Genomic DNA, 15,873 nt, shown 5'->3' with positions numbered 1-15,873 from the left:
GCGCGGATGCACCGTGGGCGGAGCGCGGTGTCGGCGTGGTGTGCCGTATGCGTTGCCGCTCCTGTCTTGTGTCGAGGTGTCGCGTGTGACGCGATGATGTGCATCTACGGAAAACACCTGGTGTTGCGCGCGCGCCACCGTGAGTTTCGGATTGCGTTGCTATGATGAAGCCACTGTTCCTCGGAGCGGCAATCATGGCGATCAAAGACCTGATGAACGGCGAGCGGCAACACGCTGCATTCGCCGAAGCGCAAAGGCTGGCAGATAGCGGCGCTTATTATGATTACACCGACATCGAATACGTCTTGCGCTTTGATTACGGGTTGACGGATGTATCGGCTCTGCTCGAAGGGCAGTTGATGCATCGCGATCTGAATCGCCGTTGCGCCGATGCGCGCGAGAAGCTGGAGATGGCTGGCGCGTGAGGGGGCGGTGGTTAAGTGGAGTGGGGCTTCGAGCGATGTATTTGCCACTCCCTTGCCGAGTCAATCCTCGTCTTCAAGCCAGATGCAGAAATATTGTCCATCTTCACTACTTACGACAATGCCTGAGTCAAATGTTGAATCTGTCAGGCCGTTCCATGAATTCGACAGCGCCGATGTCCTGTTCGAAAAATATCTGCTATCAGTAGATTCGTTTTCGGAAATTATTCTTTCAGCTAGTTCGGCTGCCTTCCTGCTGTCCATGCATTCGTAGTCGTAGGCCTGTCCTTTCCAGAGAAGATGCGTGAGGATAGCAATTGCGTTGGCTCTATCCTGCGCTACCAGCGCAGCTCTATCTGGGGTCAAGCCGAATTTTTTCAACACCTGGGACAGGTCATTCGAATAATCCAGAATGCTGGAAATTCTGATCATCGTTGGACCTCTCGCAGCAAGGATTTCCTTGATTGGATTCATTTGAATATTCCCCTCAATTAGATATCCAGATAGGCGGTAAGAATGAAATATGGCATTCCGTTGTATGCCTTATGCCGAAGAACAACGGTGACCTTGCATTTCCGTCGGGCTGATCGACTGGCGTGTTAGTCCTGAGGCCAGTTGCGGAGCACTCAGTACAACACGAACACCATCGTCATCGTTATTGATCTGGATCACTGAGAAATTCCCATCATTTCCATTTTTATCGGGATCTCAGCCTACCAGGCGGTTCCAGTGTTTTGCTATGGGATTGGGATGAAAGTGGAGCGCCTGTAACACGCCATGATTCGAATGGCGAACGCCCGAATATGGGCAGGCCGACGTATGGAGGCATCCAGAAGGCGCGCGAATCCCGGTATCGGTCAGGGATGGGCTGGAAACGAGTTCGTGCTAGATGCTGGACAGCAAAAACAAAACCCCGCACATCTCGCGATCTACGGGGTTTCATCGATCAAAACTGGCGGAGGCGGTGAGATTCACAGTAAAGCCGCAAACGCCCGCCCAGTATGGGTTACCACGGACAGCCCACGCGCAGTTACCACGAAAGTAACCACGATTGCGGTAACACCGGATTTTTTGCGCCCGTTGCGCGTGCACGACACACCGCCCAGCCGCCTGACGTGCGCTGTTCGCGCAGTCAATTGCGCAGCAACGTTGCAGCGCCTGCCGCTGCTATTGGGCGGGTATTTAAAAGCATCGATTAACAAATATCATCAATGACTGGTAGTAGCCTAGTACCGGGGCAAAATTGGGCTATTTAGCCCGTTTTTAACGCTGGTGCAAAATCTGGCTTTATCCAGCGCTTGGAGCGGCTATTGAGTGCCGTAATACGCAACGTTATTATTGGTTTCACTTACCCCAGCAAAGGAGTGAAAACCATGGCCCGACCCAAATCAGCGCTTACGGTCACAGCGACCTGTATCAAGATTCCACTTGAACTGAAAGCGCAGGCCAAAATTGTGGAACAGAAAACCGGGGCTACCCTCAGCGGAATTGTGCGCGTGGCGCTAACCAGGTATCTGAATGAAATGCTGGCCAAAGAGCAGCAGGGGGCAGCATGAAAAACGTGCAGGTAATCGAGCGGACGGCCAAGCGTTTTAAGGCCCTTGGCCTGCTGTCGAAAGTGCTGGTATTTGGCAGCATTGTTCTAATGCTGTTCAATCTCCAGCCCGTTCGGCTTTTCGTACCGCTGGTGATATTGGCTTTCATTGCAGGGCTGGTGCTGGCGCTATATACACGCGTTGCCGTTTGGTGGAACCACGGCTAAAACAGGAAGTACCGCGCGAAGTACAGGCAGTAGCAGCAGTAGGCAGAAACAGCAGCACCAAAGAAAAAACCGCGCGATCCCTAGCGGGGATACAAGCGCGGTTAAAAGAGTTTCACGTGTGGCGTTGATTATACGCATGCCACCACAGCACAGACAAGGATTTTCTGATAACCCTGTCAATTAGGTGGTGTAGTCATGCAACTTTCAAAAACTGAAATCCTGGCCGTAGCCAGCGCCGCGCAATCAATTGCGCAGACTGACAAACCGGATAACTGCGCTAAAAAGGCCCGCCGTGTGGTGGGTTTACCTAATAGCCCCCGCCGTGGCTGTAATGCCAATGATCTACCAGCCTGTAACTGGAATGGCCTGGCTGTCATGATCGTTGACGATGCCCGGTTTAACACGAAAACGCACAATCGCCCTAAAGCGGCGAGTATCGCCTATTGGCAGGCGTATTTCAAAGGCTGTTCAGAAAGAACCGCGCGCACGGCTATCAGGGACGCGCTGGCCAGTGGCCTGCTGGAAGTCACGTACAGCATGTTCAATGGCAGCAACACCCCGCATTATCTCTACATTGGTCCGGATGTTAAATCCAGTACCCATGTCGGAAATGACACCCCTGGCGAAAATGACACCCCCCATGTCAAAAACGTCACGTCTATTACAGACAGTATCAGCAGCAGTAACTTAAAGACAGAAATATACAAACAGGCATTGCCTGCGGCAGATGCCATCAGCCCTGAGATAAGCGGACAGGAGAACAGCGAGAATCAAACCCCAACCCCTGATGCTGAGAAAGTAGTCCCGAAAATTTCAAAAAAGAAACCCGGACCAAAATCCAAAGTAACCCCTAGTGGTGACTGGCAGCATTACCGCAGGCTGGAAAAGACTCACGACATGGATGCGCTACTAGCGCTGTGTGTGCAAGCCTGTCTGGTGAAGGAAGACCGGCAGATGCTGGCTGATGCTGAATGCTCAATGCTTGAGCGGCTAGAGCACGCAATCACTGGTAGTGCGCTTGATAAGACGCTAGAGGACTTCCTGGAGTTCTTTGGCAAGGGCAGCGGCCCTGAATGGCAGGCCTTCTGCAACGCTGCCGAAGATCACGCGGGCAAGGAACTGCACGCACCGACGAAACCCAGCCTGGCGTTTATGGTGAAGCACGTGCAGACGTTCGTTGATGTCATCAACACCAGCTTGGGGCTGTATGGGCCGCCAGCACCTAAGCAGCCCGCGCCCGCGCAATCAATTGCGCAACCCGTAGCAGTCACGGAGGACAGCACCATGATCACGATTAAGCCAGCCAAGGCCATCAGCGAGCCCGCAGCGCCGCTGGCCAGCGCTAGCCCATGCAAGGATACGGGTTGATCGGTTTCTAGCCTACGCAGGTATTCCAGTCGCCGTAGTTTGGTTTTGTTATGGTGCACTACTCTGGATTCGAGCAGGGTTCAAGCAAACCCCGCGCGAGCCATGAAGTTTAATGACGCGGGGTCCGGTATGATGGCTTGCCTTCCGACTGTCATCACGCCAACGATGAAAAAGCTACGGTCCCGCAAATGGCCCACGCTGTCCCGCGCGGGTTTCACGATTAATACGCCCGGGCCGTCAGAGCCTAAACCTCACTGGTTCCGTGAGTCGATCAAGCACCCGGCTGTGCTGGTGATCTTGGGTTTCATTCTGACTGGACTCATTGGTCGCTGGCTTGCCGACGTGCAGGATGAAAAGCAGCGCCAGCGTGAAGCGGTTGTTCGGAGCATGGATGATTTGCGCCGTTCGATAGACGATCTATCCGCCGCATTTTCTGGTTATTTTGATCACGCCGTTGCGTTGGTAGACCTGATGGAAAAAGGCGCACCTGCCGACAAGATCGAGCAGGCGCGAACCAGCATGGATGCTGCCCGCGAGAAATGGGATGAACGGTTGGCGGTTGACGGGCCGAACATCCTGCAACGCTATCCTGTGAATCCCGATAACACAGGCAGTCCCAATATAGAACTATTGCTCAATGACATTGAACTAGGGACCAGCTTCATAGAATCATGTATTGGGCGGGGCACGTTGGAAAAGCGGGAAAAGCCAATTCTGGATCACCGCTACCAGCTTTTTTGCCATGATACGACTCAGAAAAATAGTGTAGATGCCGGTTATCGCCTTACTACAACAGATGTTTGTTTGAGGATGTTTGCCAGACTTATGCGGCCCGATCCAAAAAACGATTTTTCCGATGAACCGGTTGACCGTAGGTATCAGCAGTTGACCTATAAAACGGTGCAGACAAATTGTGACTTGCAGTATTTGACTGGTTTGACTGACCAGCAAGGACATCCCCGCCAGTAGTCAGTGCAATCAATTGCAATTAGCTGGCCGCCGCATTTTCACTTGCTGATCGCGGGCTTTTCATGACTGGCCCCCTTCAAGGAATTTCAGAAGGGTGGAGTTTTTCCAGAATGACATGTTTCCCTCATGAAAATCTGGAGGGGGGAATTCCTTGTTTTTGATCCGGTTATACAGGTTTGTGCGGCCAATCCGTAGAATTGCCTGAACATCAGTTGTTCGCAGACGACCGGGTAAGCGGAGATCAATGGCCGGTACTTCGCGCACTGTTCTTACGCGTGTTTTCTTTGCCGGTTCTTCTGCGGGTGAGTCCGCGCAATCAATTGCGCAAGAGCCAGTGGCAGGCTTTACAAATTTAACGGACATGGAGCGTCCCTCACTAAGGCCGGACTCCATTCCGCTGGGTTAGAGATAATCTGCTGCTGGTGAGTCCGTAATCGTTCGTGCGGGTTCACCAGAGTTCATATAATCTCACGGCTAGTTACCCAGTCATTGATGATATTTGTTAATCGACCGTTTTAAGCACCCCGCCCAATAGCAGGGCGCTGGTGGTGGTAGTCAGCTTTTCAATAGCTGGGCATCAAGAAAATCTGCCCACCAGTTCATCATGCTTTTGCGGTGCGGGAGATACAGCGCCCGGTTATATGCCGCTGCTACCTGATTTGCTGGCACGTGCGCTAGCTGTCGCTCTATCCAGTCCGGTTCAAACAGATTCGATTCATGTAGGGCCGTGCTGGCTACAGCCCTGAAACCGTGGCCGGTCATTTTCCCGCGATACCCAAGCCGGTATAACGCGAATAACAGCGTGTTATTGCTGATCGGCTTTGCCGGATTGCGCCCAGGCAATACCCATTCAGAATCCCCGGCCAGTGTCTTTAGCTGCTTGAACAGCCGCACGGCTTGCGGGGCGAGCGGCACCAGCAGATCTTTTTTTGCTTTCATGCGCTGGCCGGGAATAACCCACATTCCACCGTCATCAGGATTTTCAGGTAGCTGTAGTTCACCCCATGTCGCGCCGATCAATTCGCTGGTTCGCACGAACGTTAATGCCAGCAATTGCAGCGCAATACGGGTCTGCCGGTCCCCGCTGATTGGTGGCTGGTCATATTGGCTAATGTCGCGCAATAACTGCGGTAGTGCCTTTTCCTTCACCGCTGCCTGATTGGACTTCACGTGAGGGGCCAGCGCCCCGCGCAAGTCCGCTGTGTGGTCACGTTCACCCCTGCCGGTGGCGATGCCATAGCGCAGCACCTGACCCACCACGCCCATGACCCGGTGCGCCAGATCGGTAGCGCCGCGCTGTTCGATCTTTCGCAGGGCCGTGAGTATCTCAGGCGGGCTGAGTTCAGCAATGGGCCGTGCGCCGATGGCCGGGTAGATGTTGCGCTCCAGCCGCCGCTGTACGTCCAGCGCATGCGAGGCCGCCCACGTGCCTACCTGCTTGCCGTACCACTCCTTTGCAACTGCTTCAAAGGTGTTGGCCGCAGACAGGGCAGCAGCGGCTTTATCAACCTTGCGCTGTACGCCCGGGTCTAGGCCATCGCTTAGCTGCTTCTGTAGCTTGTCGCGCTGTTTCCGTGCATCGGCCAGGCTGACCGCTGGGAACACGCCCAGCGACAGGCTCTTTTCCTTGCCCGCGATCCAGTACCGCATGCGCCAGTACTTGGAACCATCGGCAGATACCCACAGGTAGAGCCCGCCACCGTCTGACAGCTTGCGTATGGACTTGCCCTGAGGAGCGGTGGCGTTTTTGACTTCCAGTGCGGAAAGCAGATCGGTAGCCATGGTGGTAACTCCCGTGCGTGGTAACTCCTGGAGGAGATTTGATGCTACCACGGTAGTTACCACGGTTTTGGGCTGGATTTACACGAACACAGACGACCAGTTACGAACACGAACGGACAGGACAGGAAAGCCCGGAGGCCTTGTCTGGCGGGGCTTGCGGGGGATTTTTGAGCCGGAAACGCAGGCGGGGCGGGGGAGTGCAGCAGGGTGTGGTGGCGGAGGCGGTGAGATTCGAACTCACGGAAGGATTGCTCCTTCGCCGGTTTTCAAGACCGGTGCCTTAAACCACTCGGCCACACCTCCAAACCGCAAATTGTAACCTGAAAATTGCCGGTCGCGGAGCCCGGTTGGGCCTCGGCTACCGCGAATTAACGCGCATCCTTCAGAAACAGCGCCTGCAAATCGTTCAGGAACGCCTGGCCGAGCGGTGTCGGCGCGATCTTTTCGTGATCGCGCGTGATGAGCTTGCGCCGCTCGGCTTCCTGCAACGCCGGCTCGATCGTGGTCATCGAAAGGCCGGTGCGCTCGGCGAAGCGATGCACCGGAAACCCCTCCACGAGCCGCAGCGCATTCAGCATGAATTCGAACGGCAGATCGCGCGGCCCGACCTCGTGCTCTTCCTGCACGGCCGCGCCGGCCTTCGCCTGCTCGATGAACGTCGCGGGATGCTTGTAGCGCGCCTGGCGCAGCACGCGATTCGGAAACGACAGCTTCGTATGCGCGCCCGCGCCGATGCCGAGATAGTCGCCGAAACGCCAATAGTTCAGGTTGTGCTTGCTTCGCCGATGCGGCTTCGCATACGCCGACACCTCGTAGCGCTCGTAGCTGGCCTCGGCCGTGCGTTGATGAATCCAGTCCTGCATGTCGGCCGACGCATCGTCGTCGGGCAACGCGGGCGGGAACTTCGCGAACAGCGTGTTCGGTTCGAGCGTGAGGTGGTACAGCGACAGATGCGGCGGCGCGAACGACAGCGCTGTTTCGACGTCGGCCTGGCATTCGGCGAGCGTCTGCTGCGGCAACGCGAACATCAGGTCGAGGTTGAAATTCTCGAATGTGGTCGCGGCGACTTCGACCGCATGGCGCGCCTGGGCCGCGTCGTGAATACGGCCGAGCGCTTTCAGATGCGCCTCGTTGAAACTCTGGATGCCCACCGAGAGCCGGTTCACGCCGCTCGCGCGAAACTGCGCGAACTTGTCGGCTTCGAACGTACCGGGGTTCGCTTCGAGCGTGATTTCTGCATCGGCGTCGAGCGGCAGCAGCGCGCGAATGTCCGACAGCATGCGCTCGAGTCCCGCCGCCGACAGCAGGCTCGGCGTGCCCCCGCCGATAAACACCGTATGCACCTGACGGCCCCACACGAGCGGCAGCGCCATTTCGAGATCGGCGCGCAGCGCGTCGAGGTAGTCGTGCTCCGGAAACGTCTCGCTTTTCCACTCGTGCGAATTGAAATCGCAATACGGGCACTTGCGCACGCACCACGGAAAATGCACGTAGAGCGCAAGCGGCGGCAGCGAAGTCAGCCGGATACTGCCCGGCGACGTGAACGCCTGGATGACGCCGTTGCCGACGTCGGCCGGCGTTGGCCTGATCGGAATCACGCTTCCTCCGACAGACGCGCGAGCAGTTGCCGCAACGCGATCGCGCGATGGCTGCTGGCGTTCTTCACCGCGGGTTCGAGTTCGGCGGCGCTCGCGTTCAGCGACGGCAGATAGAAGTACGGGTCGTAGCCGAAGCCGTGTTCGCCACGCGGCGCGTCGAGGATTTCGCCGTGCCAGCGGCCTTCGGCGATCAGCGGCTCGGGGTCGTCCGCGTGACGCACGAGCGCGAGCACGCAGTAGTAGTAACCGTGGCGATCGCTCGCGCCTCGCAATTCGTCGACCAGCCGTGCATTGTTCGCCGCGTCGCTTTTCTCGCCGCCGGCAAGCTGTGCGTAGCGTGCCGAATAGACGCCCGGCGCGCCGCGCAGCGCGCGCACGCAGAGGCCCGAGTCGTCGGCGAGCGCGGGCAGGCCGGTGAGCCTGGCCGCGTGGCGCGCCTTGGTCAGCGCGTTTTCGACGAAGGTCGGATGCGGCTCTTCCGCTTCCGGCACGTTCAGCTCGCCTTGAGCGATCAGTTCGATGCCGGCCGCGCCGAGCAGCGCCGCGAATTCGCGCAGCTTGCCCGCGTTGTTCGAGGCGAGCACGACTTTTTTCAGCGGCATGTTCAATGGCGCGCCCGCCGGGTTGGTGCCGTTGGCGCTGGGCGTGCCGCCGTCCTTGCGCGCGTCGTTCACTGCTGCACTCCCAGCGCCTGCTTCTGCTTTGCGATCAGCGTGTCGATGCCGTCGCTCGCGAGATCGAGCAGCGCATTCATTTCATCGCGCGAGAACGGCACGCCTTCCGCGGTGCCCTGAACTTCGACGAAACCGCCCGAGCCCGTCATCACGACGTTCATGTCGGTGTCGCATTGCGAGTCCTCGTCGTAGTCGAGGTCGAGCACCGGCATGCCGTCGTACACGCCGACCGAGATCGCCGCGACGTAATCGCTGATCGGCGAGCTTTCGATGCGGCCCGTCGCGAGCAGTTTCGCGACCGCGTCATGCGCGGCGACGAACGCGCCCGTGATGCTCGCCGTGCGTGTGCCGCCGTCGGCCTGGATCACGTCGCAATCGATGTGGATGGTGCGCGCGCCGAGCTTCTCGAGATCGAACACCGAGCGCAGCGCGCGGCCGATCAGGCGCTGGATTTCCTGGGTGCGGCCGGTCTGCTTGCCGCGCGCGGCTTCGCGGTCGCTGCGCGTATGCGTGGCGCGCGGCAGCATGCCGTATTCGGCGGTGAGCCAGCCCTGGCCGCGGTCGCGCAGAAACGGCGGCACGCTTTCGTTGACGCTCGCCGTGCAGATGACCTTGGTGTCGCCGAACTCGACCAGCACCGAGCCCTCGGCGTGCTTCGTGTAATGACGCGTGATGCGCACGTCGCGCAACTGGTTGGCCTGGCGGCCGCTGGGGCGGCGGGTGTCGTTGATCATGTCGGATAGGGTCGAAAGAGGTCGGAAGGAAGGCGGGGGAAAGGTGCAATTTTACCGCCGATCGGGTGGCGCGGCGACGCGGGCGAACGATGCGCGAGGCCACGTGCGGGGAGGCTCCTATTGCAACCGGAGCAAAAACCGATGCCGGGCAAACGCAGCTTCGCATGAGGAATGCGATTGCGGCGAGCGCAAGCGCGCCATGTTGCCGGCGGCATATCGTCCTGCTTTTCGACGAGCGTTCGCACCGAACGTTCGCATGCCGTTCGCACGCAACGACGTGCTGCCGCGCGTAACGGTTCGCAACCATGCCGTCGCTCCGATTGTCCTCCTGCGAGCGCATGCCGGCCCGCTTGCGCGCCCGCTTCGGGCGGGCTGCGCGAGCAAAAATGGGATAATGCCGGTTCCCCGCCTCGCGTCTCGTACACGCCGGGCGATCCGCTTCTCAGGCCGGCGTCGAACGCATGGCCGCAATCGCGAGAAATACGATGATCTACAGCATGACTGGCTATGCGAGCGCCACGCGCGAACTCGTGGCGGCCTCGGGTACTGGCGGCGTGAGCGTGTCGGTCGAACTGCGCACGGTGAACTCGCGCTTTCTCGATCTGAATTTCCGCATGCCGGAAGACGTGCGCGTCGTCGAACCGACGCTGCGCGAAATGCTGATGAACAAGCTGTCGCGCGGCAAGGTCGACATCCGCGTGAATCTGCAGCGCAGCGAGCAGTCGGCGAACGCGGGTGCGCTCAACCGCGACGCGCTCGAACAACTCGCGTTGCTCGAACGCACGGTGCTTTCGACGTTCCCTGAAGCCGGCCGTCTGCGCACCGGTGAAATTCTGCGCTGGCCGGGCGTGCTCGCCGAAAGCGGCATCGCGCCCGAGACACTGCGCGACGCGGTGCTCGCCTGCGGCAAGCAGGCCATCGCCGACCTGATCGACGTGCGCGCGCGCGAAGGCGCGCAACTCGCGAACATGCTGCTCGCCAACGTCACTGAAATGGAGGCGATCGTCGCGAAGATCACCCCGCTCGTGCCGGAGCTGATCACGCGGCATCAGCAGAAGATCGTCGAGCGTCTGCAGGAAGCACTCGGCATCGCCGCGCCCGACGCGGCCGCGACGATCGTCTCGCGCGAGGAGATCAACGAACGGATTCGCCAGGAAGTGACGATGTACGGCATCCGCATCGACATCGCCGAAGAACTGTCGCGCCTCACCGCGCACCTGAACGAAACGCGTCACGTGATCGAGAAGGGCGGCAAGGTCGGCAAGCGGCTCGACTTCATGATGCAGGAGCTGAACCGCGAAGCGAACACGCTCGGCTCGAAGGCGGCGGCCAAGGAACTCGCGGATTCGTCGATGACGCTGAAGCTCCTGATCGAGCAGATGCGTGAGCAGGTACAGAATCTCGAATAAGGCTGGAGCACCCCACATCATGACCGACCACCACCCACGCGAAAGCAGCGCGCCGCGCCATCCGTACGCCGGCGCTTATCCCGGCAATCTGTTCATGGTCGTCGCGCCGTCGGGCGCCGGCAAGTCGACGCTCGTGAATGCCTTGCTCGCGGGCGACGACGCGATCCGTCTGTCGATTTCGTACACGACGCGCCCGCCGCGTCCGAAGGAACAGGACGGCGAGCACTACCACTTCACGACCGTCGAAGATTTCATGCAGCGCCACGACGCGGGCGAGTTCCTCGAAAGCGCGGAAGTGCACGGCAACTACTACGGCACCTCGCGCGTGTGGATCGAGGAGCAGATGAAAAACGGCCATGACGTGCTGCTCGAAATCGACTGGCAGGGCGCGCAGCAGGTCAAGAAGCAGTTTCACAACGCGGTGGAAATTTTCATTCTGCCGCCGTCGCTCGAAGCGCTCGAAGAGCGTCTGAAAAAGCGCGGCCAGGACGAGCCGAACGTGATTACGCGACGCCTGCTCGCGGCCGGCGGCGAGATCGCGCACGCGGCCGAGGCGGAGTACGTCGTGATCAACGAGAACTTCGATCGCGCACTCGCCGAATTGCGCTGCCTCGTCGGCGCGACGCGCTCGCGCTTCGCCTCGCAGTACGCGCGTCACACGCAGCTTTTCATGCAGCTCGGCATCCATCTGCCGCACGCGTGAGCGCGGCGTCGTGTCGAGCACATAAGGTAGAATAAGCAACATACTGAGAAGGAACCCAACATGGCCCGCATTACCGTCGAAGACTGTCTCAAACAGATCCCGAATCGTTTCGAACTCGCGCTTGCCGCAACCTATCGCGCGCGTCAGCTCGCGCAAGGCCACACGCCGAAGATCGAAAGCCGCGACAAGCCCACCGTGCTCGCGCTGCGTGAAATCGCGTCGGGCCAGGTCGGCGTCGAAATGCTGAAGAAGGTGCCGGTTTAAGGCGCGCTGTTTTTCGTTGTTGATTGCCGTGTAATTTGAACGTGCAGACCTGCGTCCAACCCTGACCGCTACGGAGGCGACCATGAGTACCACCCCGCCCACCGCCACGGAAGTGGATCACGACGCCGACTCGCCCTCGTCTGCACGCAAGTACATCGACGCGGTCCTCGAACAGTCGTTCCGCCATCTGTTCGGGCCGACCGCCACGCCGGAGCAGCCGCGCCGGCATGACGTCGTTTCCATCGCCAGGCTGACGTCCGCCCTGTCCGGCTATCTGCAGCCGGAAGAGATCAAGGGCATCAAGGCGGCCTTCCATTTCAGCGACGAAGCCCACCTCGGCCAGTATCGCCAGAGCGGCGAGCCCTACATCACGCATCCGGTCGCCGTCGCGGAAATCTGCGCGGGCTGGAATCTCGACGCCCAGGCGATCATGGCGGCGCTGCTGCACGACGTGATGGAAGACCAGGGCGTGACCAAGGCGGAGCTCGCCGAGCGTTTCGGCGCGAAGGTCGCGGAACTGGTCGACGGGTTGTCCAAGCTGGACAAGATGGAGTTTCGCAATCGCGAGGAAGCGCAGGCGGAGAACTTCCGCAAGATGCTGCTCGCGATGGCGCGCGACGTGCGCGTGATTCTCGTCAAGCTGGCCGACCGCCTGCACAACATGCGCACGCTCGGTGCCGTGCCGCCGGAGAAGCGCCGCCGCGTGGCGCGCGAAACGCTCGACATTTACGCGCCGATCGCGCACCGGCTCGGCCTGAACAATACCTATCGCGAGCTGCAGGACCTGAGCTTCGCGAACTTCAACCCGCACCGTTACGCCACGCTCGAAAAAGCCGTCAAGGCGGCGCGCGGCAATCGGCGCGAGGTGGTCGGCAAGATTCTCGAATCGGTGCAGCGCGCGATCTCGGATGCGAAGATCGACGCCGAGGTCACCGGCCGCGAGAAAACCATCTTCAGCATCTACAAGAAGATGCGCGACAAGCAGTTGTCGTTCTCGCAGGTGCTCGACGTGTACGGTTTTCGCGTGGTCGTCGAGAGTGCGCTCGAATGCTATACCTGCATCGGCGCGCTGCATGCGCTCTTCAAGCCGGTGCCGGGCAAGTTCAAGGACTACATCGCGATCCCGAAGGTGAACGGCTATCAGTCGTTGCACACCACGCTCGTCGGCCCGTTCGGCGCGCCGATCGAGTTTCAGGTGCGCACGCGCAAGATGCACGAGATCGCCGAGGCGGGTGTCGCCGCGCACTGGCTCTACAAGAACGGCAGCGCCGATCTGAACGACGTGCAGAAGCGCGCGCACCAGTGGCTGAAGTCGCTGCTCGACATCCAGAGCGAGGCGGGCGACTCGAGCGAATTCCTCGAACACGTCAAGATCGATCTGTTCCCGGACGCGGTCTACGTGTTTACGCCGAAGTCGAAGATCATGGCGCTGCCGCGTGGCGCCACCGCGCTCGACTTCGCGTATTCGATTCACAGCGATCTCGGCAACCAGTGCGTCGCCGTGAAGATCAACAACGAGTTGCTGCCGCTGCGTACGGAGTTGAAGAGCGGCGACATCGTCGAGGTCATCACAGCGCCGTATTCGAAGCCGAATCCGGCGTGGCTCGGTTTTGTGCGCAGCGGCAAAGCGCGCTCGGCGATCCGTCATTATCTGAAGACGATGCGCCTGAACGAGTCCGTGCAGCTCGGCGAACGTCTCGTCGATCAGGCGCTGAAGGGCTACGGGCTCGCGCTGTCGGACGTGACGCCGGAAGCGTGGGAAAAGCTCGTGCAATGGACGGGCAACAAGAACCGCCAGGAAATTTTCGCGGACATCGGTCTCGGCCGGCGTGTCGCGGCGGTCATGGCCAAGCGCATCGAAGTGCTGATGAGCGGGCGCGACGCCGATGACGACGGTTCGCGTTCCGAGTCCGGCTCGGCGCCGCATGCGCCGCCGGTCGTGATTACGGGCACCGAGGGGATGTCGGTGCAATTGTCCGCGTGCTGCCGTCCGATTCCGGGCGACGACATCATGGGCTATATCGGCATCGGCCTCGGCATGGCGATCCACACGACCGACTGCCGCGTCGCGCAGCGTATCCACCGGCGCGATCCGGGCCGCTGGATCGACGTCGCATGGGCGCCGCAGCCGGGGCGTCTGTTCGACGTCGCCGTGAAGGTGCTCGTCAAGAACACGAAGGGCGTGTTTGCCCGCGTGGCGGCCGATATCACGTCGGCGGACGCGAACATCGTGCATATCGCGATGGACGAGGATTTGTCGCAGGAATCTACGATTCTGCGCTTCGTGATCCAGGTTAGCGATCGTGTCCATCTCGCCAACGTGATGCGCCGCGTGCGCACGAATCCGGACGTGATGCGCATCACGCGGGAGCGGCCGAGCGAGGAAGGGCACCACCGCCACGATGGCGGCATGCGGGTCGATCGTGAGCGCGCGGACTATTGAGTCGAGCGTATCGGCTTGGGTTCTGATTGCGCGGCAAGCTCGTTTTGACCGTGCTCTCGCCGTAGCTGGCCTGCGGTTCTTGCATTCCTCGTGCGGCATCCGGAGCGTGGCCTGAAGGCAAGTCTCACCGACTGGGGGAATGCTGATGAACGTAGCCGACCTCAATGGCGTGGCGCTCGATTATTGGGTGGCCCGCAGCCTGCATGACTTCGTGCGCGAAATTTACTTTACCGATAGCGGCGAGATCGTTGCGATTCGCGGCAATGACCGTGGTCGTCCGTGGGATGGCCGCTTTACGCCGTCCACGTCGTGGGAGACTGCCGTGGTCGTGCTCGAGCGTGCGCGGCGGCTGGACGTGCGCGAGCAGGGCGAGGCCGGTGCCGTATGCGTTGCGGAATTCCAGGGCGGGCATGGTGCTGCGCAAGGGCGGGGAGAGTCGTTGCGTACGGCGTTGTTGCGGGCGTTCGTCGCGAGCCATTTCGGCGTTACCGTGAGCGACGTGCTGCGCGAGACGCAGGCATTGACTGGTGCGCGGGCCGTGGCGATCAGCGAGCAGACGGTGGGTGGTTTTGTCGAGGATCTGCCGCGTCCGGATGGGCAGATTGGGGATATCCAGTCGTCGCCGCGATAAAACCGCCGACGACTATCGCCGCAACGGTATGCGTATCTTCCGGTAAGAACGCTTCGCGGCCGTCCGATAACGCACCCGATGGGCGCCAGGAAAAAACAAAGGGCCTTCCGACTAGAAGGCCCTTCATAGGTGGTGCGGCTGGCAGGATTCGAACCCACGACCCCTTGGTTCGTAGCCAAGTACTCTATCCAACTGAGCTACAGCCGCACGCAAAAACAGGTGATGCATTACAGCAATGAAATCGGTAAAACTTGAGGGCTTCCCAGAGGAAAGCCCTTGAATAAGGTGGCGCGGCTGGCAGGATTCGAACCCACGACCCCTTGGTTCGTAGCCAAGTACTCTATCCAACTGAGCTACAGCCGCACACAGAAACGAGATTATAGCCAATGGATTCCAAAAATGGAAGTCCATCACGGAGATTTGTGTCACAGGCCTGATCGTGTAACCATCTTGGGACGTTGTTGTAGCTTGCTGCTGTTACTGGATCACTATGAACAAGGCCTTTGTCAAAGAGTCGAGCGAAGACAGTGACGACGATCTCGACGTCGCTCAGCCCGATGTACCCGCGGGCACCAAAAACTACATGACGCCTGCCGGCTACCGGCGTATGCGTGATGAACTGCTGAATCTGATCGATGTCGAGCGACCGGACGTGGTCAAGCTCGTGTCGTGGGCGGCGTCGAATGGCGACCGCTCGGAGAATGGCGATTACATCTACGGCAAACGCCGTCTACGGGAAATCGACCGGCGCATCCGCTTTCTGACCAAGCGGCTCGATCTCGCTGAAGTGGTCGATAGCAGCAGGCAGGAGAATGTCGATCAGGTTTTCTTCGGCGCGACCGTCGAATATGCAACGGAAGATGGCGAGGACCATACCGTGACGATCGTCGGCATCGACGAGGTCGATCTGGACGTCGGCCACGTCAGCTGGATTTCGCCGATTGCGCGTGCGCTGCTCAAGGCGAAAGTCGGCGATACGGTCACGTTGTTCACACCGGCAGGCCCGCAGCCGATCGATATTCTCGACGTCAAATATCCGCCGCCCGATAACGGCGGCTAGGCAACGGCGGTTGAGCGCCCGGGCAGGGCGCAGCGCGAGCATAAAAAAAGCGCC

At 59.8% G+C, this 15,873-nt stretch carries 17 protein-coding genes and 3 tRNA genes; 12 read left to right on the top strand and 8 right to left on the bottom strand.

What is annotated here, in order from left to right:
• The first annotated feature begins 194 nt into the window (after positions 1 to 194).
• Positions 195 to 425 (top strand): hypothetical protein, encoded by a 231-nt coding sequence (locus F3J20_RS01785; protein ID WP_167046837.1) that lies wholly within the window; start codon positions 195 to 197, stop codon positions 423 to 425.
• A gap of 60 nt (positions 426 to 485) precedes the next feature.
• On the opposite strand, the gene F3J20_RS01780 is transcribed toward F3J20_RS01785, so the two are convergent.
• Positions 486 to 896, bottom strand: a complete 411-nt coding sequence (locus tag F3J20_RS01780; RefSeq protein ID WP_167281585.1) for a hypothetical protein — start codon at positions 894 to 896, stop codon at positions 486 to 488.
• Positions 897 to 1,304: 408 nt separating this feature from the next.
• Here F3J20_RS01780 and F3J20_RS01775 point away from each other — a divergent pair, with 408 nt between their 5' ends.
• The 5 genes from F3J20_RS01775 (at position 1,305) to F3J20_RS01755 (ending at position 4,521) form a co-directional block, all read left to right on the top strand.
• A complete protein-coding gene (locus F3J20_RS01775) occupies positions 1,305 to 1,637 on the top strand; it encodes a hypothetical protein (protein ID WP_167281583.1) in 333 nt (110 codons plus the stop codon).
• 158 nt (positions 1,638 to 1,795) lie between these two features.
• Positions 1,796 to 1,978 (top strand): hypothetical protein, encoded by a 183-nt coding sequence (locus tag F3J20_RS01770; protein WP_167281581.1) that lies wholly within the window; start codon positions 1,796 to 1,798, stop codon positions 1,976 to 1,978.
• Complete coding sequence (locus F3J20_RS01765; protein WP_167281580.1) at positions 1,975 to 2,184, top strand: hypothetical protein; 210 nt, start codon at positions 1,975 to 1,977, stop codon at positions 2,182 to 2,184. The genes F3J20_RS01770 and F3J20_RS01765 overlap by 4 nt, the downstream gene beginning before the upstream one ends.
• A 195-nt stretch (positions 2,185 to 2,379) precedes the next feature.
• Positions 2,380 to 3,552 carry a hypothetical protein gene (locus tag F3J20_RS01760; protein ID WP_167281578.1) on the top strand — a complete coding sequence of 391 codons (1,173 nt, stop codon included), beginning with the start codon at positions 2,380 to 2,382 and terminating at the stop codon, positions 3,550 to 3,552.
• A 102-nt stretch (positions 3,553 to 3,654) separates the two neighbouring features.
• Positions 3,655 to 4,521: a hypothetical protein gene (locus tag F3J20_RS01755; protein ID WP_167281576.1), complete on the top strand. Its 867-nt coding sequence runs from the start codon at positions 3,655 to 3,657 to the stop codon at positions 4,519 to 4,521.
• Positions 4,522 to 5,076: 555 nt separating this feature from the next.
• On the opposite strand, the gene F3J20_RS01750 is transcribed toward F3J20_RS01755, so the two are convergent.
• The 5 genes from F3J20_RS01750 to rph form a co-directional block, all read right to left on the bottom strand.
• Positions 5,077 to 6,303, bottom strand: a complete 1,227-nt coding sequence (locus F3J20_RS01750; protein ID WP_167281575.1) for an integrase arm-type DNA-binding domain-containing protein — start codon at positions 6,301 to 6,303, stop codon at positions 5,077 to 5,079.
• Between the two features lie 213 nt (positions 6,304 to 6,516).
• Positions 6,517 to 6,606 (bottom strand) — tRNA-Ser (locus F3J20_RS01745).
• A 65-nt stretch (positions 6,607 to 6,671) separates the two neighbouring features.
• Positions 6,672 to 7,901, bottom strand: coding sequence for a radical SAM family heme chaperone HemW (gene hemW / locus F3J20_RS01740; protein WP_167281573.1), 1,230 nt, complete (start codon positions 7,899 to 7,901; stop codon positions 6,672 to 6,674).
• Positions 7,898 to 8,575, bottom strand: a complete 678-nt coding sequence (rdgB, locus tag F3J20_RS01735) for an RdgB/HAM1 family non-canonical purine NTP pyrophosphatase (protein ID WP_167281572.1) — start codon at positions 8,573 to 8,575, stop codon at positions 7,898 to 7,900. The genes hemW and rdgB overlap by 4 nt, the downstream gene beginning before the upstream one ends.
• Positions 8,572 to 9,309, bottom strand: coding sequence for a ribonuclease PH (gene rph, locus F3J20_RS01730; protein ID WP_167046513.1), 738 nt, complete (start codon positions 9,307 to 9,309; stop codon positions 8,572 to 8,574). The genes rdgB and rph overlap by 4 nt, the downstream gene beginning before the upstream one ends.
• A gap of 485 nt (positions 9,310 to 9,794) precedes the next feature.
• Here rph and F3J20_RS01725 point away from each other — a divergent pair, with 485 nt between their 5' ends.
• From F3J20_RS01725 to F3J20_RS01705, 5 genes are all read left to right on the top strand, one after another.
• Complete coding sequence (locus F3J20_RS01725; protein ID WP_167046516.1) at positions 9,795 to 10,718, top strand: YicC/YloC family endoribonuclease; 924 nt, start codon at positions 9,795 to 9,797, stop codon at positions 10,716 to 10,718.
• 19 nt (positions 10,719 to 10,737) lie between these two features.
• Positions 10,738 to 11,421 carry a guanylate kinase gene (gene gmk / locus F3J20_RS01720; RefSeq protein ID WP_167046519.1) on the top strand — a complete coding sequence of 228 codons (684 nt, stop codon included), beginning with the start codon at positions 10,738 to 10,740 and terminating at the stop codon, positions 11,419 to 11,421.
• A gap of 60 nt (positions 11,422 to 11,481) precedes the next feature.
• Positions 11,482 to 11,685 (top strand): DNA-directed RNA polymerase subunit omega, encoded by a 204-nt coding sequence (rpoZ, locus tag F3J20_RS01715; protein WP_008921215.1) that lies wholly within the window; start codon positions 11,482 to 11,484, stop codon positions 11,683 to 11,685.
• A gap of 82 nt (positions 11,686 to 11,767) precedes the next feature.
• The gene (locus F3J20_RS01710; protein WP_167281570.1) at positions 11,768 to 14,128 is read left to right on the top strand and encodes a bifunctional (p)ppGpp synthetase/guanosine-3',5'-bis(diphosphate) 3'-pyrophosphohydrolase; all 2,361 of its coding nucleotides are present in this window, start codon (positions 11,768 to 11,770) and stop codon (positions 14,126 to 14,128) included.
• Positions 14,129 to 14,273: 145 nt separating this feature from the next.
• Positions 14,274 to 14,759 carry a phage protein NinX family protein gene (locus tag F3J20_RS01705; RefSeq protein ID WP_167046840.1) on the top strand — a complete coding sequence of 162 codons (486 nt, stop codon included), beginning with the start codon at positions 14,274 to 14,276 and terminating at the stop codon, positions 14,757 to 14,759.
• A gap of 130 nt (positions 14,760 to 14,889) precedes the next feature.
• Here F3J20_RS01705 and F3J20_RS01700 read toward each other — a convergent pair.
• Both F3J20_RS01700 and F3J20_RS01695 read right to left on the bottom strand, forming a co-directional pair.
• A tRNA-Arg gene (locus tag F3J20_RS01700) sits at positions 14,890 to 14,966 on the bottom strand.
• Between the two features lie 79 nt (positions 14,967 to 15,045).
• Positions 15,046 to 15,122 (bottom strand) — tRNA-Arg (locus F3J20_RS01695).
• 127 nt (positions 15,123 to 15,249) lie between these two features.
• Here F3J20_RS01695 and greB point away from each other — a divergent pair.
• Positions 15,250 to 15,819 carry a transcription elongation factor GreB gene (greB, locus tag F3J20_RS01690; RefSeq protein WP_167046524.1) on the top strand — a complete coding sequence of 190 codons (570 nt, stop codon included), beginning with the start codon at positions 15,250 to 15,252 and terminating at the stop codon, positions 15,817 to 15,819.
• The last annotated feature ends 54 nt before the right edge of the window (positions 15,820 to 15,873 follow it).

The organism is Paraburkholderia sp. Cy-641 (genome assembly GCF_011752945.1).
Classification (GTDB): Bacteria; Pseudomonadota; Gammaproteobacteria; order Burkholderiales; family Burkholderiaceae; genus Paraburkholderia.
The sequence above is the reverse complement of the archived record's forward strand: the minus strand, read 5'-3'. Positions and strand labels throughout refer to the sequence as shown.